Annotated in this window: 25 protein-coding genes; 10 read left to right on the forward strand and 15 right to left on the reverse strand. The window is 70.0% G+C overall.

Going from position 1 to position 21143, the window contains the following annotated elements:
• Positions 1–5 precede the first annotated feature (5 nt).
• Complete coding sequence (locus HNR22_RS28285) at positions 6–926, reverse strand: RNA polymerase subunit sigma-70 (protein WP_179782917.1); 921 nt, start codon at positions 924–926, stop codon at positions 6–8.
• Positions 927–1060: 134 nt separating this feature from the next.
• Here HNR22_RS28285 and HNR22_RS28290 point away from each other — a divergent pair, with 134 nt between their 5' ends.
• Positions 1061–1777: a DUF899 family protein gene (locus tag HNR22_RS28290; protein ID WP_179782918.1), complete on the forward strand. Its 717-nt coding sequence runs from the start codon at positions 1061–1063 to the stop codon at positions 1775–1777.
• Here HNR22_RS28290 and HNR22_RS28295 read toward each other — a convergent pair.
• Positions 1755–1892, reverse strand: coding sequence for a hypothetical protein (locus HNR22_RS28295; RefSeq protein ID WP_179782919.1), 138 nt, complete (start codon positions 1890–1892; stop codon positions 1755–1757). The genes HNR22_RS28290 and HNR22_RS28295 overlap by 23 nt on opposite strands.
• Between HNR22_RS28295 and HNR22_RS28300 the strand changes: the two genes are divergently transcribed.
• The gene (locus HNR22_RS28300) at positions 1891–2298 is read left to right on the forward strand and encodes a hypothetical protein (RefSeq protein ID WP_179782920.1); all 408 of its coding nucleotides are present in this window, start codon (positions 1891–1893) and stop codon (positions 2296–2298) included. The genes HNR22_RS28295 and HNR22_RS28300 overlap by 2 nt on opposite strands.
• Positions 2299–2369: 71 nt before the next feature.
• Here HNR22_RS28300 and HNR22_RS28305 read toward each other — a convergent pair whose 3' ends face one another.
• Positions 2370–3035, reverse strand: coding sequence for a TetR/AcrR family transcriptional regulator (locus HNR22_RS28305; protein ID WP_179782921.1), 666 nt, complete (start codon positions 3033–3035; stop codon positions 2370–2372).
• A 101-nt stretch (positions 3036–3136) separates the two neighbouring features.
• Here HNR22_RS28305 and HNR22_RS28310 point away from each other — a divergent pair, with 101 nt between their 5' ends.
• The gene (locus tag HNR22_RS28310; RefSeq protein ID WP_179782922.1) at positions 3137–4051 is read left to right on the forward strand and encodes an SDR family NAD(P)-dependent oxidoreductase; all 915 of its coding nucleotides are present in this window, start codon (positions 3137–3139) and stop codon (positions 4049–4051) included.
• Between the two features lie 18 nt (positions 4052–4069).
• On the opposite strand, the gene HNR22_RS28315 is transcribed toward HNR22_RS28310, so the two are convergent.
• The 5 genes from HNR22_RS28315 to HNR22_RS28335 form a co-directional block, all read right to left on the reverse strand.
• Positions 4070–5380 carry a radical SAM protein gene (locus HNR22_RS28315; RefSeq protein ID WP_179782923.1) on the reverse strand — a complete coding sequence of 437 codons (1311 nt, stop codon included), beginning with the start codon at positions 5378–5380 and terminating at the stop codon, positions 4070–4072.
• A 62-nt stretch (positions 5381–5442) separates the two neighbouring features.
• Positions 5443–5847 carry a superoxide dismutase, Ni gene (gene sodN / locus HNR22_RS28320; RefSeq protein ID WP_179782924.1) on the reverse strand — a complete coding sequence of 135 codons (405 nt, stop codon included), beginning with the start codon at positions 5845–5847 and terminating at the stop codon, positions 5443–5445.
• A gap of 128 nt (positions 5848–5975) precedes the next feature.
• Positions 5976–6782 (reverse strand): inositol monophosphatase family protein, encoded by an 807-nt coding sequence (locus HNR22_RS28325; RefSeq protein ID WP_179782925.1) that lies wholly within the window; start codon positions 6780–6782, stop codon positions 5976–5978.
• Between the two features lie 3 nt (positions 6783–6785).
• Complete coding sequence (locus tag HNR22_RS28330; RefSeq protein WP_179782926.1) at positions 6786–7301, reverse strand: hypothetical protein; 516 nt, start codon at positions 7299–7301, stop codon at positions 6786–6788.
• A 157-nt stretch (positions 7302–7458) separates the two neighbouring features.
• The gene (locus tag HNR22_RS28335; protein ID WP_179782927.1) at positions 7459–7908 is read right to left on the reverse strand and encodes an iron chaperone; all 450 of its coding nucleotides are present in this window, start codon (positions 7906–7908) and stop codon (positions 7459–7461) included.
• 201 nt (positions 7909–8109) lie between these two features.
• Here HNR22_RS28335 and HNR22_RS31945 point away from each other — a divergent pair, with 201 nt between their 5' ends.
• Positions 8110–8871 carry a GNAT family N-acetyltransferase gene (locus tag HNR22_RS31945; protein WP_179782928.1) on the forward strand — a complete coding sequence of 254 codons (762 nt, stop codon included), beginning with the start codon at positions 8110–8112 and terminating at the stop codon, positions 8869–8871.
• 59 nt (positions 8872–8930) lie between these two features.
• The gene (locus tag HNR22_RS28345) at positions 8931–9659 is read left to right on the forward strand and encodes a tetratricopeptide repeat protein (protein WP_179782929.1); all 729 of its coding nucleotides are present in this window, start codon (positions 8931–8933) and stop codon (positions 9657–9659) included.
• Positions 9660–9745: 86 nt separating this feature from the next.
• Here HNR22_RS28345 and HNR22_RS28350 read toward each other — a convergent pair whose 3' ends face one another.
• The 3 genes from HNR22_RS28350 to HNR22_RS28360 are packed head-to-tail and all read right to left on the reverse strand — an operon-like array spanning position 9746 to position 12556.
• Complete coding sequence (locus HNR22_RS28350; RefSeq protein ID WP_179782930.1) at positions 9746–10447, reverse strand: NADPH-dependent F420 reductase; 702 nt, start codon at positions 10445–10447, stop codon at positions 9746–9748.
• A 35-nt stretch (positions 10448–10482) separates the two neighbouring features.
• Positions 10483–11514 (reverse strand): LLM class flavin-dependent oxidoreductase, encoded by a 1032-nt coding sequence (locus HNR22_RS28355; protein ID WP_179782931.1) that lies wholly within the window; start codon positions 11512–11514, stop codon positions 10483–10485.
• On the reverse strand, positions 11507–12556 hold the full coding sequence (locus HNR22_RS28360) for an LLM class flavin-dependent oxidoreductase (RefSeq protein ID WP_179782932.1): 1050 nt from the start codon (positions 12554–12556) through the stop codon (positions 11507–11509). Before HNR22_RS28360 ends, HNR22_RS28355 begins: the two co-directional genes overlap by 8 nt.
• Before the next feature lie 73 nt (positions 12557–12629).
• On the opposite strand from HNR22_RS28360, the gene HNR22_RS28365 reads away from it, so the two are divergent.
• From HNR22_RS28365 to HNR22_RS28375, 3 genes are all read left to right on the forward strand, one after another.
• A complete protein-coding gene (locus HNR22_RS28365; RefSeq protein ID WP_179782933.1) occupies positions 12630–13121 on the forward strand; it encodes a MarR family winged helix-turn-helix transcriptional regulator in 492 nt (163 codons plus the stop codon).
• 135 nt (positions 13122–13256) lie between these two features.
• Positions 13257–14402, forward strand: a complete 1146-nt coding sequence (locus tag HNR22_RS28370; RefSeq protein ID WP_179782934.1) for a sensor histidine kinase — start codon at positions 13257–13259, stop codon at positions 14400–14402.
• Positions 14399–15061 (forward strand): response regulator, encoded by a 663-nt coding sequence (locus HNR22_RS28375; protein ID WP_179782935.1) that lies wholly within the window; start codon positions 14399–14401, stop codon positions 15059–15061. Before HNR22_RS28370 ends, HNR22_RS28375 begins: the two co-directional genes overlap by 4 nt.
• A 7-nt stretch (positions 15062–15068) precedes the next feature.
• Here HNR22_RS28375 and HNR22_RS28380 read toward each other — a convergent pair whose 3' ends face one another.
• The gene (locus tag HNR22_RS28380; protein WP_179782936.1) at positions 15069–15503 is read right to left on the reverse strand and encodes a DUF6223 family protein; all 435 of its coding nucleotides are present in this window, start codon (positions 15501–15503) and stop codon (positions 15069–15071) included.
• A 315-nt stretch (positions 15504–15818) separates the two neighbouring features.
• On the opposite strand from HNR22_RS28380, the gene HNR22_RS28385 reads away from it, so the two are divergent.
• The gene (locus HNR22_RS28385; protein ID WP_179782937.1) at positions 15819–16199 is read left to right on the forward strand and encodes a hypothetical protein; all 381 of its coding nucleotides are present in this window, start codon (positions 15819–15821) and stop codon (positions 16197–16199) included.
• Positions 16200–16232: 33 nt separating this feature from the next.
• On the opposite strand, the gene HNR22_RS28390 is transcribed toward HNR22_RS28385, so the two are convergent.
• Positions 16233–16997, reverse strand: coding sequence for a hypothetical protein (locus tag HNR22_RS28390; RefSeq protein WP_179782938.1), 765 nt, complete (start codon positions 16995–16997; stop codon positions 16233–16235).
• Positions 16998–17340: 343 nt separating this feature from the next.
• Here HNR22_RS28390 and argS point away from each other — a divergent pair, with 343 nt between their 5' ends.
• Positions 17341–19059: an arginine--tRNA ligase gene (gene argS / locus HNR22_RS28395; RefSeq protein ID WP_179782939.1), complete on the forward strand. Its 1719-nt coding sequence runs from the start codon at positions 17341–17343 to the stop codon at positions 19057–19059.
• Between the two features lie 16 nt (positions 19060–19075).
• Here argS and HNR22_RS28400 read toward each other — a convergent pair whose 3' ends face one another.
• Both HNR22_RS28400 and HNR22_RS28405 read right to left on the reverse strand, forming a co-directional pair.
• The gene (locus tag HNR22_RS28400; protein ID WP_088947102.1) at positions 19076–19417 is read right to left on the reverse strand and encodes an ArsR/SmtB family transcription factor; all 342 of its coding nucleotides are present in this window, start codon (positions 19415–19417) and stop codon (positions 19076–19078) included.
• 223 nt (positions 19418–19640) lie between these two features.
• On the reverse strand, positions 19641–20834 hold the full coding sequence (locus HNR22_RS28405; protein WP_179782940.1) for an endo-1,4-beta-xylanase: 1194 nt from the start codon (positions 20832–20834) through the stop codon (positions 19641–19643).
• Between the last annotated feature and the right edge of the window lie 309 nt (positions 20835–21143).

Genomic DNA, 21143 nt, shown 5'->3' on the forward strand with positions numbered 1-21143 from the left:
CTCGTCTAGGGCTCGAGCGTGGCGGGCATGCTGAAGGCGGCGACGTGACGGGCACCGATGAAGGCGTTGCTCTCTACGATCTTCCCGTTCTCGATCCGGAGTACGTCGACGACCAGCGCCTCGTAGTGCGGGCTGCCGGGCCGGCGGAGATAGTTGATCAGTGCCGGGCGCCCGTTGGCCGAGGTGGGGAAGGTACGCCAGTCGAGCGGTCGGCCGAGGAACTCCGCGGCCGCGTCGATCCCGACGACCGGCGGCTCGGGCGGCATCGTGATCCGTACGTCCTCGGCGAGCAGTGCCCGGACCGTCTCCGGGTCCTTCGCGTTGGCGTAGCGGCGCAGGATCTCTTCGTCCTCGCTGGTGAGCTGCGGGCGGCGCCAGTCCTGTGGGTCCGACGGAGCGCGCCGCCGGAGGGTGTGGCGGGCCCGCTGGAGGAGGCTGTTGACGGCCGCTACGGCGGTGTCGAGCGCGCCGGCGATCTCCTGCGGCGTCCAGCCGTAGACGTCGCGCAGCACGAAGGCCGCCCGCTGCCGCGGCGGCAGGTACATGAGCGCTGCGATCAGGGCCAGCTCGACGGTCTCCCGGGCGGCGAGACCGGTCTGCGGATCGTCGGCCAACAGGGCGTCTGGATAGGGACCGAGCTCGGTGGACCACTCCAGCGGGTCACCATACTGAACCGTCCGGTGACCGGCCGCCTTGCGGCTGTCGAGGAAGACGTTCGTGGCGATCCGGTAGAACCAGGTGCGCGCCGACGCCCGACCCTCGAAGCGGTCGCGAGCCCGCCAGGCCCGCAGGAAGGTCTCCTGCACCAGGTCGTCCGCGTCGGTGACGTTCCCTGCGAGGCGGTAGCAGTGCACGTGTAGCTCGCGCTGGTGCTCGTCGAAGGCGCGCTGCAGCCAGACCGCCTGCTTGTCAGGCGAGTCGGACATGTGATCTCCCCGGGGCTGAGTGGTCCTCACAACCGTACTGACGACCGCGGGCCCCATCCGTCATCGGTCACCGATGACGATCGCCGACTCGGTCGTCTGTACCTGTGACCAATCCCCACACGAAGGAGACAGCCATGACGGCAACCCCCGCGTCCAGCGCAGCCACGCCCCCGGTCGTCGACCGGGAGACCTGGCTGCGCGAGCGCAACGAACTGCTGGTCCGGGAGAAGGCCCATACCCGCGAAGGAGACGCGATCGCAGCCGCTCGTCGTCAGCTGCCGATGACCTTGATGCCGACGGTGACGGTCCGGGGCCCCGGCGGGGACACCCCGCTGGCGGAGGTTTTCGAGGGCCGCCGGATGCTCATCGCCTACTTCCACATGTGGCACGACGACAAACCGTACGGGGATCAGTGTGAGGGGTGCACCTTCTCGACCTGTCACATGCAGATGCTGGACTACCTGCATGCCCGGGACGTCACCTACGCCGTGTTCTGCCAGGGCCCCTACGACGAAAGTGCGCCGTTCGCGGAGTTCATGGGCTACCCGTTCCCCTGGTATTCGGCGAAAGACTCCGACCCGGCTCTAGCCGACGGTCGCGAATTCGGGTTCATCGCCTGCTACCTGCGCGACGGCGACCAGGTCTACGAAACCTACTGGACCACCGGGCGGGGCGTGGAGGCGTTGACGACCAGCTACCACGCCTTGGACCTCACCGTGTACGGCCGGCAAGAGAACTGGGAAAACTCACCCCAAGGTTGGCCGCGGGTCAGTGGTCACCCGTGGCGTCTCAACGGCCGCCCCACCGCCCAATGGTCACGCCCCGGCGTCACGCCGGCGGTGACGTCCTGACGCTCGAGATGATCATGCTCGGGTCGGCCGTGGTGTCGGCCTGCTGCTGCGTCGTGCCGCGGGCGGGCGCGTCCCGCAGGGCCCGGATGCTCGCGGGTGCGATGGTGGCTGTCATGGTCGCGGTGACCCTCGACGCCGCACCGGTTGTGCAGTACGCGGGCGCGCTGCTGCTCCTCGCCTTCGCGGTGGCACTCGTCACCAGCGGTCCGACCGAGCGCGGCCCGGAGGTGGACTGGCACCGTACGGCCGGGGCCGTGCTCATGGCGCTCGCCGTGCTGATGCATCAACACGGCGGGTCGATGGCTACCCACCACATGGCCGCCGGGCCCCGGATGGACCACGGCATCGTCACCGGCCATGACGCGACGCTCGTGTTGCTACGCGCCGCCACGGCGGCTGACCTCTGCTGGATGGCGGCCGCACTCGTCCGGCTGCGCAATCGACGGATCACGGACCTGCTCCGTTGGGAGTACCTGGCCATGGGGGCAAGCCTCGCGGCCATGATCTTCTTCATGAGCTAGCCGAGTAAGCCAGCCGGCAGATCAAGTGACGTAGGAGTACTAGGGCGTGGGCATGCTGCTGTGCTCCGGACTCAGGAGCGCGGCAGCATGCCCACGAGCGACGTGATGATCGCGACCCGCAGGGCTGTCCGCAGGTCGACCTGGTGGACCGCGAGCGCCGGCTCGGACTCGTAGACGGCGAGCAGGCTCGGCGGCGGCGAGGTGTAGGCGGACAGCGCGCCACCCACGAGCAGGACGTTCAGGCAGAACAGTTCGGCGCGGTCGCCGACCTCGGGCAGGTGCCGCCGGACCAGGTCGGCCATCACCGCGAGGTTGCCCAGCGACGCCCGCTTGTGTCGGCGTACCACCTCGACCGACACGTTGTGCTCAAGCACCCCGCCCTGCGCGCCGAAGAGATCACAGAGAACGGTCTGGGCGGCGAGCGACCGGCTGAGCACGTCGGCCACCTGCTCGGCCCGTTCCAACGCGGACCGGTCCAGGTCGACACCGCGTGCCAACTCCTGGTCCAGCTCGGCCAGCCAGGTCGTCGTCCGGTGGTCCATCAGGTCGAGCAGCACCGCCTCGCGGGACTCGAAATAGCGCAGCACCGCCGTCTTGGCCAGGCCGACCCGCCGGCTCAGCTCGTTCAGGGTCACCTCGGCGACCGGCATCTCGTCGAGCATCGCCGAGGTCGTCTCCAGGATCGCCCGGCGCCGGATCTCACGCTGCTCCTCGCTGCGCGCCCGCTGGAACGTCATGCCGTCAACCCTAGCTTAGGTACCGGCGGTCTCTTGACATCGTACCGGCGGTACATTACCGTTCAGACATAAGTTACCGGCGGTACATTGGGGAGCCCAAGATGAAGTGGACCGAGCAGCAGATTCCGCGCCAGGACGGCCGGGTGGCCGTGGTCACCGGCGCCAACACCGGCCTCGGCTTCGAGACCGCCCGGCGGCTCGCCGAGCGCGGGGCGTCAGTCGTGCTGGCCGTGCGCGACACCCAGAAGGGCAAGCTTGCCGCTGCCCGGATCAACGGCGACGTCTCCGTACGGGAGCTGGATCTGACCTCGTTGGAGTCGGTGCGCGCCGCCGCGGACGGCCTGCGCGCCGCCCACCCGAGGATCGACCTGCTCATCAACAACGCCGGCGTGATGTACACCCCGAAGCAGACCACCCGCGACGGCTTCGAGATGCAGTTCGGCACCAACCACCTGGGCCACTTCGCCCTCACCGGCCTGCTGCTCGACCTGCTGCTGCCCGTGCCCGGCTCCCGGGTGGTCACGGTCAGCAGCACCGGCCACCGCATCCGCGCGGCCATCCACTTCGCCGACCTGCAGTGGGAACGTTCCTACGGCCGGGCTGCCGCCTACGGCCAGTCGAAGCTCGCCAACCTGATGTTCACCTACGAGTTGCAGCGTCGTCTCGCCGCGCACGGCACCACCGTCGCGGTGGCCGCACACCCCGGCGTCTCCAACACCGAACTGACCCGCAACACCCCGGCGGTCGTCCGCCGGCCGGTCACCTGGCTCGCCCCGGTGATCACGCAGCCCGCGACAGCGGGCGCGCTGCCCACCCTGCGGGCCGCCACCGACCCGTCCGTCCTCGGCGGGCAGTACTACGGCCCCGACGGCCTGGGCGAGGTGCGCGGCCACCCGAGGCTGGTCACGTCCAGCCCCGAGTCCTACGACGTGACAGTGCAGCAACGCCTCTGGGCCGTCTCGGAAGACCTCACCGGCGTACGGTTCCCGGCCGCTCGGGCAGTCGCCGCGGCGTGACCGTGCCACGGGCACCCGTCACGAGGGCGTGGCCGGCAGGGTGTCCATGAAGGAACTGACCGAGAATACGGCCCGGCCGGGTCCGGCCGGGCCGTATCCGGGTGGGCTGGACAGACCGTTGGCGTCCATCGTCGCCCGGTAGACCTCCAGCAGGCGGACGTGATATTCGAGCGGTGCGCCTTCGGGGTTGGCTCGGCCGAGCGGCGTGGTGGGCTCCGGGCACCAGGTGGTGAACCTCGGCGTGATCCCACGCGACATGAAGTATTCGAGCCCGGTGGCGGTGGAGTCGATCGCCTCGCTCACGCTCGCGAAGCCGTGGGGGGCCGCCATCTCGATGCCCGCCACGAAGTTCGGGATCACGTTGCCCGCGCCGAAGACCTCGGCGGAGTCGAGGATGCGGCGGTGCCACTCCTCCCGGCCGACATAGCGCTCCTTGCCCGGGCAGTACAACTCGAACAGCCGCTTGTCCCACACCTCGTAGTTGGGGTGGTAGATGCGGATCCCGTAGTCGTGGAAGCGCTGCACGTCGGCTCGGGGCAGCGCCTGGGCGACGACCTTGCCGATCCACCGCCCGGGAAACCGCTCCTCGATCGCCTGCGCGTACCGGCCGTAGAAGTCCGCCTCAGCCAGTCCGTCGACCTGCGAGGTGATGCTCCCGCCGGTCAACGTGTACGCCTGCGAGGCGCGGTCGGTGTCGTGCCGGTCGATGATCTCCAGGGCCTCCAGCACCTCGTCCACGGGCTTGACACCGGTGTAGGGCCGACCCGCCTGTTTGTGCTGCCGCCAGTTGTGGTTGATGTCGCAGTACTGGCACTCCTCCTTGGCACCGAAGTACTGACAGACCCGGAACGCGGTCAGGTAGATGAGATAGCCCCACTGGATCGTCGGGGCGACCTCCATCACCGACTTGCCGTTGGCGAGCGTGTGGCGGTAGTAGGCCGGCATGGGCGGCAGCCCGACATCGGCGATCGGCCGTCCGTCCAGGAACAGCCGCAGTCGACCGTCGCCGTCGGTCCCGACCCGGTACGGCGAGCTGGGATTGATGCGGACGGAGACGACGGTACGACGTAGCTCGTACGGACCGCCGGTGAGCACGATCTCCTCGGGCGGCCGACGCAGCGCGGCCGTACCCAACTCCGGCAGCGTCCGGTGATCGAAGGAGAAGATGAAGTACGACTTCGGCTTGACCGTGCCGTTCTCGTTGTCGGTCAGCGCCGCGTCGTCGAAGGCGAGCCCGCCGCGCAGCAGATCCTCCTTGATGACCGCCTCTCGTGGCACCTGCGGAAAGCGGCTCATCAACTCTTCGACGAGGTCGGTGCGCGACGTCATGCGGTCCTCCTGAAAGGCGGTACGCCGGACCGGGTGGCCTGCGCCACCCGGTCCCGGTCGGTTCAGCTCTGCTTGGTCTCCCAGAAGATCTTCGAGATCTCCTCGATCTTTCCGAGGAGCCGGTCCGCGACCGCCGGGTCAGCGGCGCCCTTCGCGCCACCGGCGCCGGCCAGCTTGGTGGCCTCGTTGAAGAGGCCGTGCAGCTCGGGGTACTTCTCGAAGTGCGGTGCCTTGAAGTAGTCGGTCCACAGGACCCAGAGGTGGTGCTTGACCAGCTCGGCCCGCTGTTCCTTGATGAGCAGCGATCGGGTGCGGAACTCGGGGTCGTCGCTGGCCTGGTACTTCTCGGAGATCGCCTTGATCGACTCGGCCTCGATGCGGGCCTGCGCCGGGTCGTAGACGCCGCAGGGCAGGTCGCAGTGTGCGCTCGCGACGGTGCGCGGGCGCAGAGGGCGTGGCAGGTACATCAGATTTCCTCCGACAGCAGTGCTGGGGGTGACGGACGTCCGGCGAAACAACTCATCCGCCTTCCGACCACCAACGTGATCCACCACGCGACGCTAGAACCTGAACCGCGGTTCATGTCAAGCAGGCCTTACTCCCTTCCGGTGCCCTGTTTGCGGATGAGAGCCAGCAGGGCGGCATGTGTCTGCTCGTCCGCGGCGACGACGAGGCCCTCGCCGCCGGCGTGCAGCGGCCGGCCGTCGATCCCGGTGACCACACATCCGGCCGCCTGGCAGAGGGCGATGCCGGCCGCGAAGTGGACGCTCTGGCGCAGGTCGCGGCCGTCCGTCACGTAGGCGGCGCGGCGACCGGCAGCCACCCAGGCCACGGCCAGGGTGCTGGAGACCACACGTGGGCGGAACTGTGCGATGAACCCCTCGTCGGCGAGCATCCGGGCGGCCTGGAACACGTCCCGGTGGGGGAACGGTGGATCAAGATTGACGTCGACCAGCGTCGACTCGGCCGACGGCGCGAGTCGACGGTCGGTGCCAGCACCCCGGACGTACGCGCCGACGCCGTCGGTCCAGAACACCTCGTCGCTGAACGGGTCCGCGGAGGCGGCCACGGCGAGGTGTGTGCCGGTGCGTAGAGCGACGTTGACCGAGACCAGCATGGTCCGCGCGCTGTAGTTCAGCGTGCCGCACAACGGGTCGACCAGCCAGGTACGTCCGTTTCCACCGGTGCCCGTGCGTCCGCTCTCCTCGCCCAGCAGGCCGTCGTCCGGACGCGCCGCCCGCAGGATGTCGAGGATGGCCTTCTCCGCCTCGATGTCGGCGGTGGTGGCGAAGTCGGTGCCGATCTTCGCGAAGCGCGTCAGCGAGGATCCGTACTGCGAACGGACCACCGCGGCTCCGGCCTCCGCCGCCTCGATGGCCAGCGCATCGTCTGTGGTGGACATCCGTCACTCCGACAGTTCGATGATCGGGGCGTGACTGACGACCGCAGTCATGATCATTGGGGCGTCGCCGTCACACTGGTTGACCGAGACCGCGATCCATCGGCCTCCGGTCGCCGTCGGCCCCCAGACCGTCAGGTCGCCGAAGCAGTCCAGGTCGGCCAGCGCCTGGAACAGTGCCGGCAGGGGTGCGCGGGCCTGGTGCCGAAACAGCGGCACGCGCATGGAGACCTTCCGGTGCGGGCCCCACCGATGGTCCGACTCCCGGAGGACGAGAGCCAGGTTCGCCTCGGCGGCATCCTCGGCCTGGTTCCAGTCGGCGCCGTACACGCCCGTGAGGGCTTCGCTCTCCCACAGCGGGATGATCCGGAAACCCGCGCCCCGGGTGCCGGTCCACTCCCCGGTGGCCGGGTCACCCTCGCTGACCGTCGCGCCGCCGGTGGGCAGATCCGCGGCGAGCAACGTCTCGATGTCGGACACCGCCCGAGTGGTGTCGAACACCTCACCGGCCCGGCCCGTCACCGGGCGACCCGTCCCACCGCTGTCGGCCTGTGCCACATCGTTCGCACTGCCTGCCTCCCTCAGCCTCCGGCCCTCGATCATCGTCCACGTCACCGCCGTCCGGCCAGCGAGGGCCGGACGCCGCTCGTGCCGATGGACGGACGCAGCGGGGCGTAGGTCAGGAGACCGCTGCCTTCACCAGCTCGGTGACCTTCTTCTCCACCGCAGGGCTCCACTTCTGCAGCGCGTACGCCACCGGCCACAGGTCTCCGTCGTCGAGGTTGGCCGCGTCCTGGAAGCCCAGGGTCGAGTACCGGTAGTTGAACTTGCCGGAGTCCTGGAAGAACACGACGATCTTGCCGTCCGCGTTCGCGTAGGCGGGCATCCCGTACCAGGTCTTGGGCGTCAGGTCCGGGGCGGCGGCGGTCACCGTCACGTGCACGCGCTCGGCGAGCGCGCGATCGTCCGGCTCCATCTGCGCGATCCGGTCGAGGATCGCCTGCAGCCCGTCGGCCTTCTTGGCACCCTTCTTGCCCTCGGCGCGCAGCTCGGCGGCGCGCTCCTTCATCGCGGCCCGCTCGTCGGCGCTGAAGCCGTCGGAGGTGGTCGTGGAGGTCTTCGCGGACATACTCAGGCTCCCTCTCGTCGTTCAGGTCAGGCGTGCTGCCGGTGACCTGGGGAAAGGCTAGGCCGGGTGACACCCGTCGGGCTTCTCGATTCCTGATCGGTTCTCCCGCACGCCCGGATTTGCTCGCCAGCGTGAGCAGCGGTTAGCTTGCCGGCACGGGGGAACGGTCGTTCTCTTCACGTACGACGCAGGGGGACAGCCGTGAACACCACCGCGGATCGGATGGCGGCGGCGTACTTCGACGCCATCGAGATCCTCTGCCGGGTGACTCCGAAGGGCTGGTACGCCGAGCGGGGCACCGCCCGCGCTGCCGTGACCCACGCTGGCATCGCGACGCTCAACGCGGCCTACGACACGACGACCAAGCCGGATCTCGGATCGCTCGATGAGATGGCGACCGAGGTCGGCAGGCAGGCCGCGCAATGGTCGATCATGGTGCGTGGTGAGGCGAGCGACGAGGTCGCCGATCTCGCGGCCCGGCACGGGCTGCTCGAACGCAGCGAGATGCCGTTTCTGGCCTGCGCCACCGACGACATCGTGTTGCGCGGCGGCACGGCGCAGCGGGGGCTGGTGCGCCAGGTCGACGCCACTGAAAGTGATCTCTACACCGAGGCGCTCGCCCAGAGCTTCGAGGCACCCGCAGGTGCCTTCGGCTCGCTGATGGGCGGTGCGGTGCTCGACGCCGACGCCATCACCGGCTATCTGGCCGAGGAGTCCGGCCGCCCCGCCGGCACGGGGCTCGGGATGCTGACCTCAGGCGTGGTGGGCGTGTTCAACATCGCCGTCGTACCGTCCGCCCGGGGTCGTGGCCTGGGGCGGGTGCTCACCGAGACGGTTCTGCGCGACGGCATCGCCGCTGGCGCGGACGCCGCCTACCTGCACAGCAGCGCGATGGGCCGGCCGCTGTACGAGTCGATGGGCTTCGCGCTCCTGGAGACCTGGACCGCTTTCCAGGCGCGCTGACGGGTGCGGCTGCCGCCCGTCGGGGCGGTGATTCGGACACATGGGTGGGGAGAGGCTTCGTGACCTTCAGTGAGAGCGTGCGTTCGGCCTTTCGGCGTGGTGAGACCGACGCCGTGGTGCGGATGAGTGAGACCGAGATCGAGCGGGCCCAGGCGGCCGGTGACCCGGCGGGTGAGGTGGAGGCCCGCTACAGCCTGGCCCGGGTGGCGATCCGCGGCGGCGACCTGGCGGGCGGCGAAGCGCGGGCCCGGGAAGCTCTGGAGGTGGCGCTGCGCTCCGGCGACCGCAGCCTGGAGGAACGGCCGAGGCACGTGCTGGCCGGCGTGGCGCGCATGTCCGGCGACCTGCTGCGGGCTCGGGACCTGTACCGGGAGAGCATCGCGCTCAACGAGTCGCTGGGCCGGCCGATGATGGTCAACTCCGAGTTCCACAACCTCGCGTTCTGTGAGCTGGGGCTGGGCAATCTCGATACGGCGAGGACGCTGTTCGCCGAGAACCGCGAGCGGGTGTTCGCCAACGACTGGGCAGACTTCGTGCCGTACGTCTGCGTCGCGGGCGCGGCGCTCGCGACGGCCGAGGGCGATCATGCGCGGGCGGCGCTGATGATCGGTGTCGCGGACGCCGCGTTCACGGCGCTCGGCCAGGTGCCGGACCCGGACGACGCGGCGGACCTCGCCAGGATGCGCACCACCGCGATCGAGGCGCTCGGCCGCGCCGCCTTCGACGAGGAGTACGCGGCGGGTCAGGGCCTCGACCCACGGGCGGCCTTCGCGCGCGACCAGCGCTGAGGGCCGTTGACCGCTGGTCGCCGGTCAGGCGTCGACCAATGTCCGATACGGGGCGCGCGATGTCTGACGGGCGACGCCACTGTCGACTACGACGCCTCTCGGGCCGCGGCGATGGTTCGTCCACGCTCCGAGTCGGGAAAGCGGTCGAGCATGGCGCGTACCTCGTCGGCGCTGACGTTCGCGCCGAACATCTCGCTGCCCGGTTCGAGCCGTACCCCCTCGGCCAGCGGGCCCGCGACGACCGGATCGAAGCCGAGCGCGTCCACCAGGGTCGCGACCGCCGTGACGGCGGCGGTGTCGTCGCCGGCGACCGCGATGGCCTTGCGGCCGGTCGTTCCCGCCGGTCGCGCCTCATCCTCAAGGTCGTGGTAGCCCATGTGGTTGAAGGCCTTGACGACGCGTGAGTCGGACAGGAAGGCCTGGACGATCTCGCTCGACGAGGTGTGCGGATCGGTGAGGTCCGCGCGGATGCCGTCGATCTCCCACCAGTAGTTCATGGCATCGACGACGAGCTTGCCGCGCAGTGCGTCGACGGGAACGCTGCGGTACTTGCCCAGCGGGAGGGCGAGGATGACGATGTCGGCGTCGGCTGCCGCGTCACCCGCGGTGGTGGCTACCGCCCCCGGCGCGAGCACCTCGACGGTGAGGGCGATCTTCGCGGGGTCGCCGGAGCCGGCGACCAGCACCCGGTAGCCGGCGGCGACGGCGAGACGGGCGAGCACCGTGCCCACCTTGCCGGCCCCGAGGATGCCGAGGGTCACCGGCCGGCTCCGGTCGTTGTCGTTCATGTCGTCCTTTCGGTACGAAGTGCGTGCGCCGCTGGTCAGCTCGCCAGGATGTCGCGGACCATGGGGATCACCTTGGAGCCGTACAGTTCCACGGCCCGCATCCGGGCGCTCACCGGTTGCGCTCCGGCCGAGTAGATGAGGTCGAACCGGCCGACGCCGAGGCTGCGGATCGCGCGGGCCATCCGGCGGGCCACGGTCTCCGGGGAGCCGATGTAGAGCGAGCCGTTGTCCACCTCGGAGTCGAACTCCTGGCGGCGGATCGGTGGCCAGCCCCGCAGCGCGCCGATGCGGTTGCGCATCACGCGGTAGTGCGGCCAGTAGACTTCCTTGGCCTCCTCGTCGGTGTCGGCGATGAAGCCCGGCGAGTGCATTCCGACCGGGTGCGCCGTCGTGCCGAGCTGATCGGCCGCCCGGCGGTACAGGTCGATGTAGGGCGCGAAGCGCTCGGGCGCGCCACCGATGATGGCGAGCATGAGCGGAAGGCCGTACTGGGCGGTGCGGACGACCGACTGCGGCGAGCCACCGACGCCGACCCAGGTGCTCAGGTGACCCGACTCCGTCTTGGGGAAGACGTCGGCGTTCTCCAGGGGTGCACGCAGGGTGCCGCTCCAGGTGACCGGCTTCTCGTCCAGCAACTTCACGAACAGCTCGATCTTCTCCTCGAACAGCGTGTCGTAGTCGCGCAGGTCGTAGCCGAAGAGGGGGAACGACTCCGTGAACGAGCCGCGACCGAGGATCACCTCGGCCCGGCCGTGGGACAGCGCGTCGACGGTGGCGAAGCGCTGGAACACGCGGACCGGGTCGTCGGAACTCAGCACCGTCACGCCGGAGGCCAGCCGGATCCGTGACGTACGGGTGGCGATACCGGCCAGCACCGTCTCCGGCGTCGACACCGAGTACTCCGGCCGGTGGTGCTCGCCCAGGGCGATGACGTCGACGCCGAGCTGGTCGGCGAGCACCGCCTCGTCGACGACCTGCCGGATCGCGGCGGCGTGGGAGACGAGCTTGCCGGAGTCGTCCTCCGGTACGTCGCCGAACGTGTCGAGGCCGAACAACAGATCAGACATGGGTGGGCTCCTTCGCCAGCAGCTCCCGGACCCGCGGCGCGACCTCACTGCCCAGCAGTTCGATGGTGCGCGCGCGTGCCTCGCGGGGCAGGTGCATGATGTCGTACTTCAGGTCGAAGCGGCTCAGCCGCAGGTCGCGGGCGACCGTGGCGATCTTCTGCGCCACCGTCTCGGGTGACCCGACGAAGAGCGCCCCGTGGTCGATTTCGGCCTCGTAGCGCGCGCGGTCGGGTTTGTAGAAGCCGCGTTCCTCGGCCAGCGCGGCCACCACCGGCTGCCAGTATCGCCACCACGTCTCCACCGCCTCCTCGTCGGTGTCTGCGACAAGGCCGAGAGAGTGCTGCCCGATTGGCTGCGGGGTATGCCCGAACTGTTCGAGCGCCTTGGTGTAGAGCTCGACGTGGCCGGCGAACCGCTGGGGTCGCCCGCCGATGATCGCGAGCATCAGTGGGAGTCCGTGCCGGGCGGCGCGGATCACCGAGTTCGGGCTTCCCCCGACGCCGATCCACGTCGGGATGCCGCCCGGCTGCATCCGTGGGTGCAGGCGCTGTTCGACCAGGGCACTTCGCACAGTGCCGGACCAGGTGACCGGTTCGTCCCGTTGAAGCCGCAGGAAGAGGTCCAGCTTCTCCTCGAACAACCGCTCGTAGTCGGTCAGGTCGTAGCCGAACAGCGGGAACGACTCGGTAGCCGACGCCCGTCCGAGAACCATCTGGGCGCGCCCGTTCGACACTGCGTCGAGGGTCGCGAACTCGTGGTACAGGCGTACCGGGTCGTTCGTGCTGAGCACCGTGACCGAGGTGCCGAGGCGAATCCTCTCGGTGGCCGTCGCAGCCGCCGCGAGCAGGACGGGTGTCGCCGAGTCGTTGTGGCCCTCCCGGTAGTGCTCGCCGACGCTGAACACGTCGAGCCCGACCAACTCGGCGAGTCGTGCCTCGTTGACGAGGAGCCGGACGGTCTCGGCGTCGCTCAGGACGCGGCCGCCGTCGGTGGCCACCTCCCCGAACGAGTTGAGCCCCAGCTCGAAGCCTGTTGCTGCCATCGTCTCCTCCTGCCGGTTGACGTGTCAATGATGCTAACTTGGCGATTGACACGTCAATTCCCGGGAGAATGACATGACGGACACCACACCCGGCCGGCGGGCAGGACGCCAGCTCCCGACCGCCGAGGAGCTACGCACCTGGCGGGACTTCATCGAGACGACGGCGGCGCTGAGTTCGCGTCTGGAGTCCCGCCTACAGGGCGACTCCGCGTTGTCGACGGGGGACTACGCCGTGCTGCTCGCTCTCAGCGAGGCGCAGGGCCAGTCGATGCGGTCCTCCGAACTCGCGTCCCACATCGGCTGGGAGCGGAGCCGGCTCTCCCACCACCTGGGGCGGATGGAGCGACGGGGCCTGATCCGGCGCCAGGAGTGCGCCACCGTGCCCCGGGGAGCCGAGGTGCTGCTCACCAAGGTCGGAGCCGAGGCGTTCGCCGGGGCCACCTTTCCCCACCTGCGCGCCATCCGTGAGCTCTTCGTGGACGCCCTCACACCAGATCAGATCATCGCGGCGGGCGAGATCGCCGCAGCGCTGCGAGCGCGCCTCGACGTCGTTGGCAAGGGCTGATCTCTCATCGGGCGAGCTGCGCGAGCACTGTGGCGTCGGTGATCGTGTACGTCGGCGGCCAACATGATCGCCTTTGACAGAGTCCGACGGTTCGGGCGTACTCCCGCCTGTGCGCCGGAGGTTAGGCTTCGGCCCATGTCAGGGTCGCGGTGGCGTGGCCGGGCGGCGGACGCGGGCCTGGTGCTCGGCGTCGGGCTGGTGGCCCTCGTCGGCCTGGTGGTGCAGTCGCGCGGCATCGACACCGCAGCCGAGTCGGCGGCGCTGCTGGCGGTGCTGGCTTCCTCCGGTGCGCTGTACGTCCGCCGCCGCCACCCGGTGCCGGTGGGCGTGGTGGCGTTGGTCGCTGTCGGCGCGTACGGGGCGTTGTTGCACAAGCCCGGCCCGATCATGTTGGTGTTCGTCGTGGCCCTCTACACCGTTGTCGACGAGGGACATCTCCGGGTCGCCATCGGGCTCGGCCTCGCCTCGGTGATCGCCTTCGCCGTCGCCGACAGCGCCAACCGTTCCCCGGACACCAGGAACGGGGCGACGCTGCTGCACGCCGGCTGGCTCGTCGCGGTCATCGTCGGGGTGACCCGAAACCGCCGGGCCTACCTTGCCGAGGCGCAGGCCCGGGCGGTTGCCGCCGAGCAGAGGCTGGAGGAGGAGGCCCGGCGACGGGCCACCGAGGAGCGGTTGCGCATCGCCCGCGAGGTGCACGACGTGCTCGGCCACCATCTCTCTCTGATCAACGTGCAGGCCAGTGCCGCGTTGCACCGACCGGACCCCGCCCGGTCCGAGCAGGCGCTCACCGCGATCAAGGAAACCAGCAAGGAGACACTGCGTGAGTTGCGGGCGACGCTGGGCGTGCTGCGGCAGGAGAGCGAGGCGCCGATCGTGCCCGCGCCGGGCCTCAACCGCCTCGACGACCTGATCACCACGGCACGGCGTTCCGAGCTGGAGATCCGCACCGAGTTCGCGGAGATCCCGGCGCTGCCGCCGGAGGTCGACCTGGCGGTCTACCGGATCGTCCAGGAGGCACTCACCAACGTGGCCCGGCACGCGGGCGCCACCGCCGCGGTGGTCCGCGTCCGGCCCGACCGCGCCGACGTGCTGGTGGAAGTGGAGGACGACGGCACCGGCGTGCCAGGCGCGCCCGGCAGTGGGATCCTCGGCATGCGCGAACGGGCCCGGGCGCTGGGCGGGTCGCTGACCACGGGCACGCGGCCGGACGGCGGCTTTCGGGTCCATGCCCGCCTGCCGCTGCGGCCCGACCCGACGCCGGCGGGGGAGCGGGCGTGATCCGGCTGCTGCTCGTCGACGACCAGACCCTGGTCCGCGCCGGCTTCCGCTCCATCCTGGACGGTGAGGACGGCATCGAGGTCGTCGGTGAGGCCGCCGACGGGGCCGAGGCGGTGCGGCTCGCCGTGCGGCTGCGGCCGGACGTCGTCCTCATCGACATCCGGATGCCCGTGCTGGACGGCCTCGCCGCCACCGGGCAGATCGTCACGAGCACCGATGCCCGCGTCATCATCCTGACCACGTTCGACCTGGACGAGTACGTCTACGGTGCGTTGCGGGCCGGCGCGAGCGGCTTCCTGGTCAAGGACACCGAGCCGGCGGAGCTGATCCACGCGGTGCGGGTGGTCGCCCGCGGTGACGCGCTGATCGCGCCGGCGATCACCCGTCGACTGATCGCCGAGTTCGCGGCCCGGGTCCGACATCCGGACCCCGGGCCGCGACTGAGCGTGCTCACCGAGCGGGAGCGTGAGGTGCTGACACTGGTCGCCGCGGGCCTGTCCAACGACGAGATCGCCGCGCGACTGGTGCTGAGCCCGGCCACCGCCAAGACGCATGTCAGCCGGATCATGACCAAGGCCCAGGTGCGGGACAGAGCCCAGCTGGTGATCCTCGCCTACGAGTCGGGCCTGACCGTTCCCGGCTGGCTCACCCGATCCTGACCCGGCCTCAGGCGGCCAGCCGGCCGGTGCGGCGGGCGCGGACCAGCGCCAGCCCACCGAGGACCACGCCGACCAGGCCGACCGCCAGGGCCAGGTAGGCCCCGCCCCGCCCGTTGCCGGTGCCGATGCCGCTGTCGGAGGTGGCCACCACCAGCGCTCCGAGCGCCAGACCGAGCAGGCCTGTCGCCAGGGCCAGGACGGCGCCGAGCAGCCCGGAGCCGGTGCCGAGGCGACTGGCGGGGCGGGCCAGGGCCAGCCCACCGATGACCGCGCCGACCAACCCCAGCAGTACGGCCGCGCTGGCGCCGAGTCGCCCGGAGCTCATGGTCATGGTGGTGGCGGCGGTCGGCTGGACGGAGGCGTGCGCGGCTGCCGGCGCGGCCAGGGCGATTGCCCCGGTAGCGGCGGCAGCGGCGGCGGCAAGCAGGCGACGGATCGACATCACGTTTCCCTTCGGTCCCACGACGGTTACCGCCGCAGCGTATGGACCGGCGTGCCCGTGAGTCGTCATGCCGACGATGTCGATGGGCCTACCACGTGGGATGTACGCACGCCGCCCGTCGTACCGCCGCAGTTGTCTCCCGTGACCAGCGGCTGCTGGCCAAAAAGTGGCCTTGACCTGCGGTTTTGTCAGATTCGAGCAGTGGCGTTCGTGGACTCCGAGTGATACGACTGAAGCATCCACCGATCGGGGTGACGCAATGGTCACGTCAGTGTTCGAGTTCAGCCCCCCACCACTGCGACCGGCGAGACCGTCGTGACGGGCCCGGAGAACACCGAGAACACGGCTGCCTACAACCGGGGTCTCGGCGCGGGACGCATCGAGCAGCGTCTGCAGGGGCACGATGAGCACCTGCGGCAGATCAACGGTTCGATCGACTCGATGACTCGGGCGCTGCACGCCCTCGCTGAGGAGTTACGGGCCAATGTCGCCCTGTTCAGTGCCACCGTCACCTCGGATCGCCGGGACGACGCCGAGCGGGAGAGGATCGCCGCGGTCCGGGTCGAGGAGGCGGGCATCGTCACATCCCAGCGGACGGTCCGGTGGACGGCATGGCAGCGCTGGTTCGCCGTCATCGGCGCGATCATCCTGGTCGTGAACTTCGGCTTGGGGCTCTACGTCGCCTTCAACCGTTGACTCGATCCGCTCTGGCCGGCAGAGACGCCTGATCTACCGCTGCCAGGCGTCGATGGTGCGTACGCCGTCGCGGACGACCTGGTCCACCATGGCGGGGTTGCCGCTGCTGCCCTCCCACCCCTGGTCGTTGAAGACCGTCACCGCGTTGTCGACGCGCGCCACGGCGATCTGGCTGGACGCCTTGCCGCCGGTGCGCTCTCCGTTCAGGCTCGTCTCGGCCCACGTCCGGGTCAGCAGCAGCGCCTCGTCGCCGACGCCGGGCAGGGCCTGGCTCTTGACGGTGCCGGGGATCCCGGAGTGGTCGTAGGAGGGGCACGCCTGCACGGCGGTGCGCAGACGCGCCATGTACGCCGAGGCGCCGTCGCCCTCGAAGGTGAAGATGGTCTGGTGGATCATCCCCTGCGGCGTGTTGGCTTCCGATTCGCCGGCCTTCTTGTAGGTGACGGTCATCGCGGCGCTGGCGGTGACCTGCCGACCTCCGGTGCCGAACTCGTTGGCGCACAGCTTCGGCAGGGCCTCCTCGACGGGCGTCGTCCGTCGGGGGGACTTCCGCAGTTCGGCGGGCAGCTCGACGAAGGCTGACGTCGGGATGGTCGCCGGAGCGCTCGCGCTCGACGATGGTGGGTCGCTCGGGTCCGTTGCCGCCCCCACTGTCGTCGGCGCCGCGCTCGACGGGGTCGAGTCGGGCGAGTCTTCAGTAGTGGTGCAGGCAGCCGCGAGTGCGATGCTGCCGAGCAGCGGGACCAGCACAAGCAGGCTTCGCGTACGGGAGGTCGGCAGTGTCACGTGTCGGCTCATAATCACCCCTTGTCTGTTCAGACGCAGTTCCCTGCGACGAGTCGCCCAAAACGACAGTGGGCGCAGGCCGGATCGGGGCCTCGGGAAACGGGGTGCCGCCACTGCGGTCGGGCCGTTAGGCTGCCCCGCATGACCAGCGTGAGCGCCCACCGCACCGGACCGTCGTGTGACGTCCTGGTCGGTGCGCAGCGACGCCGGCGACCTGTCGCCCGCCCGCGCTGACCTGTTTCCTGCGACCGGCGGATCGAGCCGCCGGTCATCCGCTGGTCGTCCTCGGTCCGCCCGCATCTCCCCATTCAACGACTCGCGTGACGGCGCGGGTACGAGTGAGATCGGCGTACTCATGGATCTTGAAAAGCTGTTGTCCGACCGGCTGGCGCCGGCGTTCGCGGCGGTGGCCGGCGGCCCGGTCGACCCGCTCGTGCGGCGGTCACCGCACGCGGACTTCCAGTCCGACGCGCCGCTGGCGCTGGCCCGGCGGCTCGGCCGCCCGCCGCGCGACGTGGCCGTCGCGGTGCTGGAGCATGCGGTGCTCGACGACGTCTGCGCATCGGCGGAGGTCTCCGGGCCGGGTTTCCTCAACCTCACCATCGCCGACCGGACACTGGCCGACCTGGTCGCCGGGCTGGCGGGCGACGCCCGGCTCGGCGTGCCGCCGGCGGCGGCGCCGCAGACCGTGGTGGTCGACTATTCGGCTCCGAACGTGGCGAAGGAGATGCACGTCGGGCATCTGCGCTCGACCGTCATCGGCGACGCGGCGGTGCGGCTGCTGGACTGGCTCGGGCACCGGGTGGTGCGGGTCAACCACCTGGGCGACTGGGGGACACCGTTCGGCATGCTGATCGCGCACCTCGCCGACCTCGGTGGAGCCGAAGCGGCACACGAGTTGTCGATGGGCGACCTGGACGACTTCTACCGGGCGGCGCGGGTGAAGTTCGACGCCGACGAGGCGTTCCGGGAACGGTCGCGGCTGCGGGTGGTCGCGTTGCAGGGCGGCGACGAGCGGACGCTGCGGTTGTGGCGGCTGCTGGTGGAGCAGTCCGAGCGGTACTTCCTGACCGTGTACGACCTGCTCGACGTGACGTTGTCCGAGGACGATTTCCGGGGCGAGAGCGCCTACAACGACCTGCTTCCGGGCATCGTCGACGACCTGGACCGGTTGGGGCTGCTGGTTTGCAGCGACGGGGCCGACTGCGTCTTCCCGCCCGGGTTCACCGGCCGTGACGGCGAAGCGTTGCCGCTGATCGTGCGCAAGAGCGACGGTGGGTACGGCTATCCGGCCACCGACCTGGCCGCGCTGCGGCAGCGCACCGGGGAGCTGGGCGCGACCCGGTTGTTGTACGTGGTCGGCTTACCTCAGCGGCAGCACTTCGCGATGGTTTTCGCCGTCGCCCAGGCGGCCGGTTGGCTGTGCCCGCCGGTCCGGGCCGAGCATCTGGGCTTCGGGTCGATCCTCGGCGCCGACGGGCGGATGCTGCGCAGCCGGTCCGGCGAGTCGGTGAAGCTGGCCGGGCTGCTGGAGGAGGCGGTCGCCCGCGCCACCGAGCTGGCCCGGAGCAGGAACCCGGAGCTGGACGCCGAGGCCGCCGCCGAGATCGGGCGGGCCGTCGGTATCGGCGCCGTCAAGTACGCCGACCTGTCCACCGATCGGAGGAAGGACTACGTGCTGGACTGGGAGCGGATGCTCTCCCTGGACGGCAATACCGCGCCCTACCTCCAGTACGCGTACGCCCGTATCCGGGCGGTGTTCCGGCGGGCCGGCACGGAGGCGCGGAGGGACGCCCCCATCGTGCTCGCGCAGCCGGCGGAGCGGGCGCTGACGGTCGAGTTGCTCGGCTTCGGCGCGGTGGTCACCGAGGTGGAGCGGAGTCTCGACTTTCACCACCTCGCCGGTTACCTGCATCGGCTCGCGACGGCGTTCAACGCGTTCTACGAGCGCTGCCCGGTGTTGCGCGCGCCGGACGAGCTGCGGGAGAGTCGGCTGCTGCTGGCCGAGCTGACCGCACGGACCCTGCGGCAGGGGCTGCACCTGCTCGGCATCCGCACCCTGGAGCGGATGTGACGGGGCAGCCGCCGGGTCAGCGGGCCTTCTTCGTGGCCCGCTTTCGAGGCGGCGTCAACAGATCGGCGATCTGCGCGATCGCGGCGGGCACCAGGCGGTAGTACGCCCAGACCCCGCGCTTGTCCCGCTCGAGTAGGCCCGCCTCGGTGAGGATCCGCAGGTGATGACTCACGGTCGGCTGGGAGAGGTTGAGCGCCGCGGTGAGGTCGCTGACGGACGCTTCACCCTCCGGGGCGGACTGGATCAGGCTGAGCAGCCGGAGGCGCGCCGGATCGGCGAAGGCCTTCAGCACCCCCGCAAGCCGCTCGGCATCGGCCCGCTTGATCGGGTCGCCGGTGAGCGGCGAGATCGCAGGCATGGCAGTTTTCGCAGTTCCCACGCCTGCCATAGTGACACCAACACCATCAATAAGCCGGTAGAACCGGCACCAGTCCTCCGATGGCGTCCGGATGGCCGCGCGGTACGTCCGAACGTGAGTCGAACCTCGACGTCCGTGGTGACGTACGGGCCGTGTGGGGCTCCGCCGCGCCCCACACGGCCCTACGCCGGCATACGTGCCGTCGGATCAGCCGGGCCCGCGGTCAGCGGCGGGGCCTGGGCGTGATGCGCGGCAGGACGTACGGCGGTCCAGCGATGATCAGGTCCGACTTCAGTTCCTGGTACGCCCGCTTGGGTTGGTAGTTCTCGTCGTAGATGGTGGCCAGGCCCTCCGGCGGGTCGTCGAACCAGTCCGGCACCCAGGAGTACCTGTCGCTGAAACCCCAGACCGTGTACGACAGGCAGCTCCGCACCGCGAGGCACGCCTTCATCAGCACGCTGAAGTTGGCGGCGGACGCCTGGAGCCGAGGGTTGATCTCCTCCGAGTTGCCGGTCTGGACGCCTGCCGTCATCTGGCTGCGGACGTCGACCTCGGTGAAGGCGGTGGCGACGCCGAGCCCGCTGAACTTCTTCAGCGCGGCGGTCACCTGAAGGGTGTCGAAGTTGCCGTACTGCGTGCCCAGGTGGCCCTGGGAGCCGACGCCGTCGATCGGGACACCCTGTGCGCGCAGCCCCTTGGTCATGTCGTAGACGAACTGGGTCTTGTCGTCCGCCGGGTTGCCGGAGCCGAACGCCTCGATGTTGTAGTCGTTGTAGAACAGCAGGGCCTTCGGGTCGGCGGCCCGCGCCCAGCGGAACGAGTCGGCGATGTAGCCGGGCCCGAGGTTCTGCGCCCAGAAGCCCTTGTAGTGCAGGGTCGACGGGGTGTCCCACGGGTCGCTGACGGCCTCGTTGACCACGTCCCACTGCCAGATCTTGCCCTTGTAACGGTTGACGACGGTGGTGATGTGCTTGCGCAGAATCTCGCGCAGCTCCTGCTTGCTGATGGAGCCGTCGGCGACACCGGCGGTCAGCCAGGCGGGCAGTTGGTTGTGCCAGACCAGCACGTGGCCGCGCACGCTCTGCCGGTTGCGCTTGGCGAACTCGACGAGCTGGTCGGCCGCCGCCCAGTTGTAGGTGCCGCGGGTGGGCTCCAGGACCTCCCACTTCATCACGTTCTCGGCGGTGACCGAGGTGAACTCGGAGGAGGCCAGCGCGCGGTACTGCGGGTCACCGGCGTCGTTGAGGGCATCCATGTTGACCGCGGTGCCGACGTGGAGGCCGTGGCGCAGGCCGAGGGCGCCGAGGCTCTGCGCCGTGGGGTCGTAGGGCCGACTCGCGGTGGCCGGCACCGTGTTCAACGCCGCCACGGTCGCGACGGCGACCACGGCGACGGTCGTCCACTGTCTCAGCTTCATGTGCCTTCCTTTCCAGACCCTTGATCGACAAATGTCGATCAAGAAGGTGCGGGTCCGGTGTGGGCGGGTGGGGAGCGGGGTTCGGAATCGAGCGCCCTGGTCCGGGCGAAGGGCTGATAGTTCCGGTCGGTGACCGGAAACCTGCTCGAAACGTTAAGGCCGTCTATGTCCGGGCGTCAACGCTGAAAACTTCCGGAAATTCGTCATATGAGCTGCGGGGGATTGCTTGGCAGCTCCGCGAAACTTCCGGAGACCGGTGGCGTGCTACTGCCACGCAACCAGGCATCGCCGGCCGGGTGGCCGACGATG

Source organism: Micromonospora jinlongensis, from assembly GCF_013410645.1.
Classification (GTDB): Bacteria; Actinomycetota; Actinomycetes; order Mycobacteriales; family Micromonosporaceae; genus Micromonospora; species Micromonospora zamorensis.

What these genes read in the sequence shown, in the direction of transcription:
- HNR22_RS28400 (WP_088947102.1), bottom strand. Translation starts at nt 19,417, where the DNA reads ATGCCTGCGATCTCGCCGCTCACCGGCGACCCGATCAAGCGGGCCGAT.
- HNR22_RS28355 (WP_179782931.1), bottom strand. Translation starts at nt 11,514, where the DNA reads ATGTCTGATCTGTTGTTCGGCCTCGACACGTTCGGCGACGTACCGGAG.
- HNR22_RS28300 (WP_179782920.1), top strand. Translation starts at nt 1,891, where the DNA reads ATGGTCGCGGTGACCCTCGACGCCGCACCGGTTGTGCAGTACGCGGGC.
- HNR22_RS28310 (WP_179782922.1), top strand. Translation starts at nt 3,137, where the DNA reads ATGAAGTGGACCGAGCAGCAGATTCCGCGCCAGGACGGCCGGGTGGCC.
- HNR22_RS28335 (WP_179782927.1), bottom strand. Translation starts at nt 7,908, where the DNA reads ATGTCCGCGAAGACCTCCACGACCACCTCCGACGGCTTCAGCGCCGAC.
- HNR22_RS28295 (WP_179782919.1), bottom strand. Translation starts at nt 1,892, where the DNA reads ATGACAGCCACCATCGCACCCGCGAGCATCCGGGCCCTGCGGGACGCG.
- HNR22_RS28405 (WP_179782940.1), bottom strand. Translation starts at nt 20,834, where the DNA reads ATGAAGCTGAGACAGTGGACGACCGTCGCCGTGGTCGCCGTCGCGACC.
- HNR22_RS28285 (WP_179782917.1), bottom strand. Translation starts at nt 926, where the DNA reads ATGTCCGACTCGCCTGACAAGCAGGCGGTCTGGCTGCAGCGCGCCTTC.
- HNR22_RS28380 (WP_179782936.1), bottom strand. Translation starts at nt 15,503, where the DNA reads ATGTCGATCCGTCGCCTGCTTGCCGCCGCCGCTGCCGCCGCTACCGGG.
- HNR22_RS28305 (WP_179782921.1), bottom strand. Translation starts at nt 3,035, where the DNA reads ATGACGTTCCAGCGGGCGCGCAGCGAGGAGCAGCGTGAGATCCGGCGC.
- sodN (WP_179782924.1), bottom strand. Translation starts at nt 5,847, where the DNA reads ATGTACCTGCCACGCCCTCTGCGCCCGCGCACCGTCGCGAGCGCACAC.
- HNR22_RS28315 (WP_179782923.1), bottom strand. Translation starts at nt 5,380, where the DNA reads ATGACGTCGCGCACCGACCTCGTCGAAGAGTTGATGAGCCGCTTTCCG.
- HNR22_RS28290 (WP_179782918.1), top strand. Translation starts at nt 1,061, where the DNA reads ATGACGGCAACCCCCGCGTCCAGCGCAGCCACGCCCCCGGTCGTCGAC.
- HNR22_RS28370 (WP_179782934.1), top strand. Translation starts at nt 13,257, where the DNA reads ATGTCAGGGTCGCGGTGGCGTGGCCGGGCGGCGGACGCGGGCCTGGTG.
- HNR22_RS28360 (WP_179782932.1), bottom strand. Translation starts at nt 12,556, where the DNA reads ATGGCAGCAACAGGCTTCGAGCTGGGGCTCAACTCGTTCGGGGAGGTG.
- argS (WP_179782939.1), top strand. Translation starts at nt 17,341, where the DNA reads ATGGATCTTGAAAAGCTGTTGTCCGACCGGCTGGCGCCGGCGTTCGCG.
- HNR22_RS28325 (WP_179782925.1), bottom strand. Translation starts at nt 6,782, where the DNA reads ATGTCCACCACAGACGATGCGCTGGCCATCGAGGCGGCGGAGGCCGGA.
- HNR22_RS28390 (WP_179782938.1), bottom strand. Translation starts at nt 16,997, where the DNA reads ATGAGCCGACACGTGACACTGCCGACCTCCCGTACGCGAAGCCTGCTT.
- HNR22_RS28365 (WP_179782933.1), top strand. Translation starts at nt 12,630, where the DNA reads ATGACGGACACCACACCCGGCCGGCGGGCAGGACGCCAGCTCCCGACC.
- HNR22_RS28350 (WP_179782930.1), bottom strand. Translation starts at nt 10,447, where the DNA reads ATGAACGACAACGACCGGAGCCGGCCGGTGACCCTCGGCATCCTCGGG.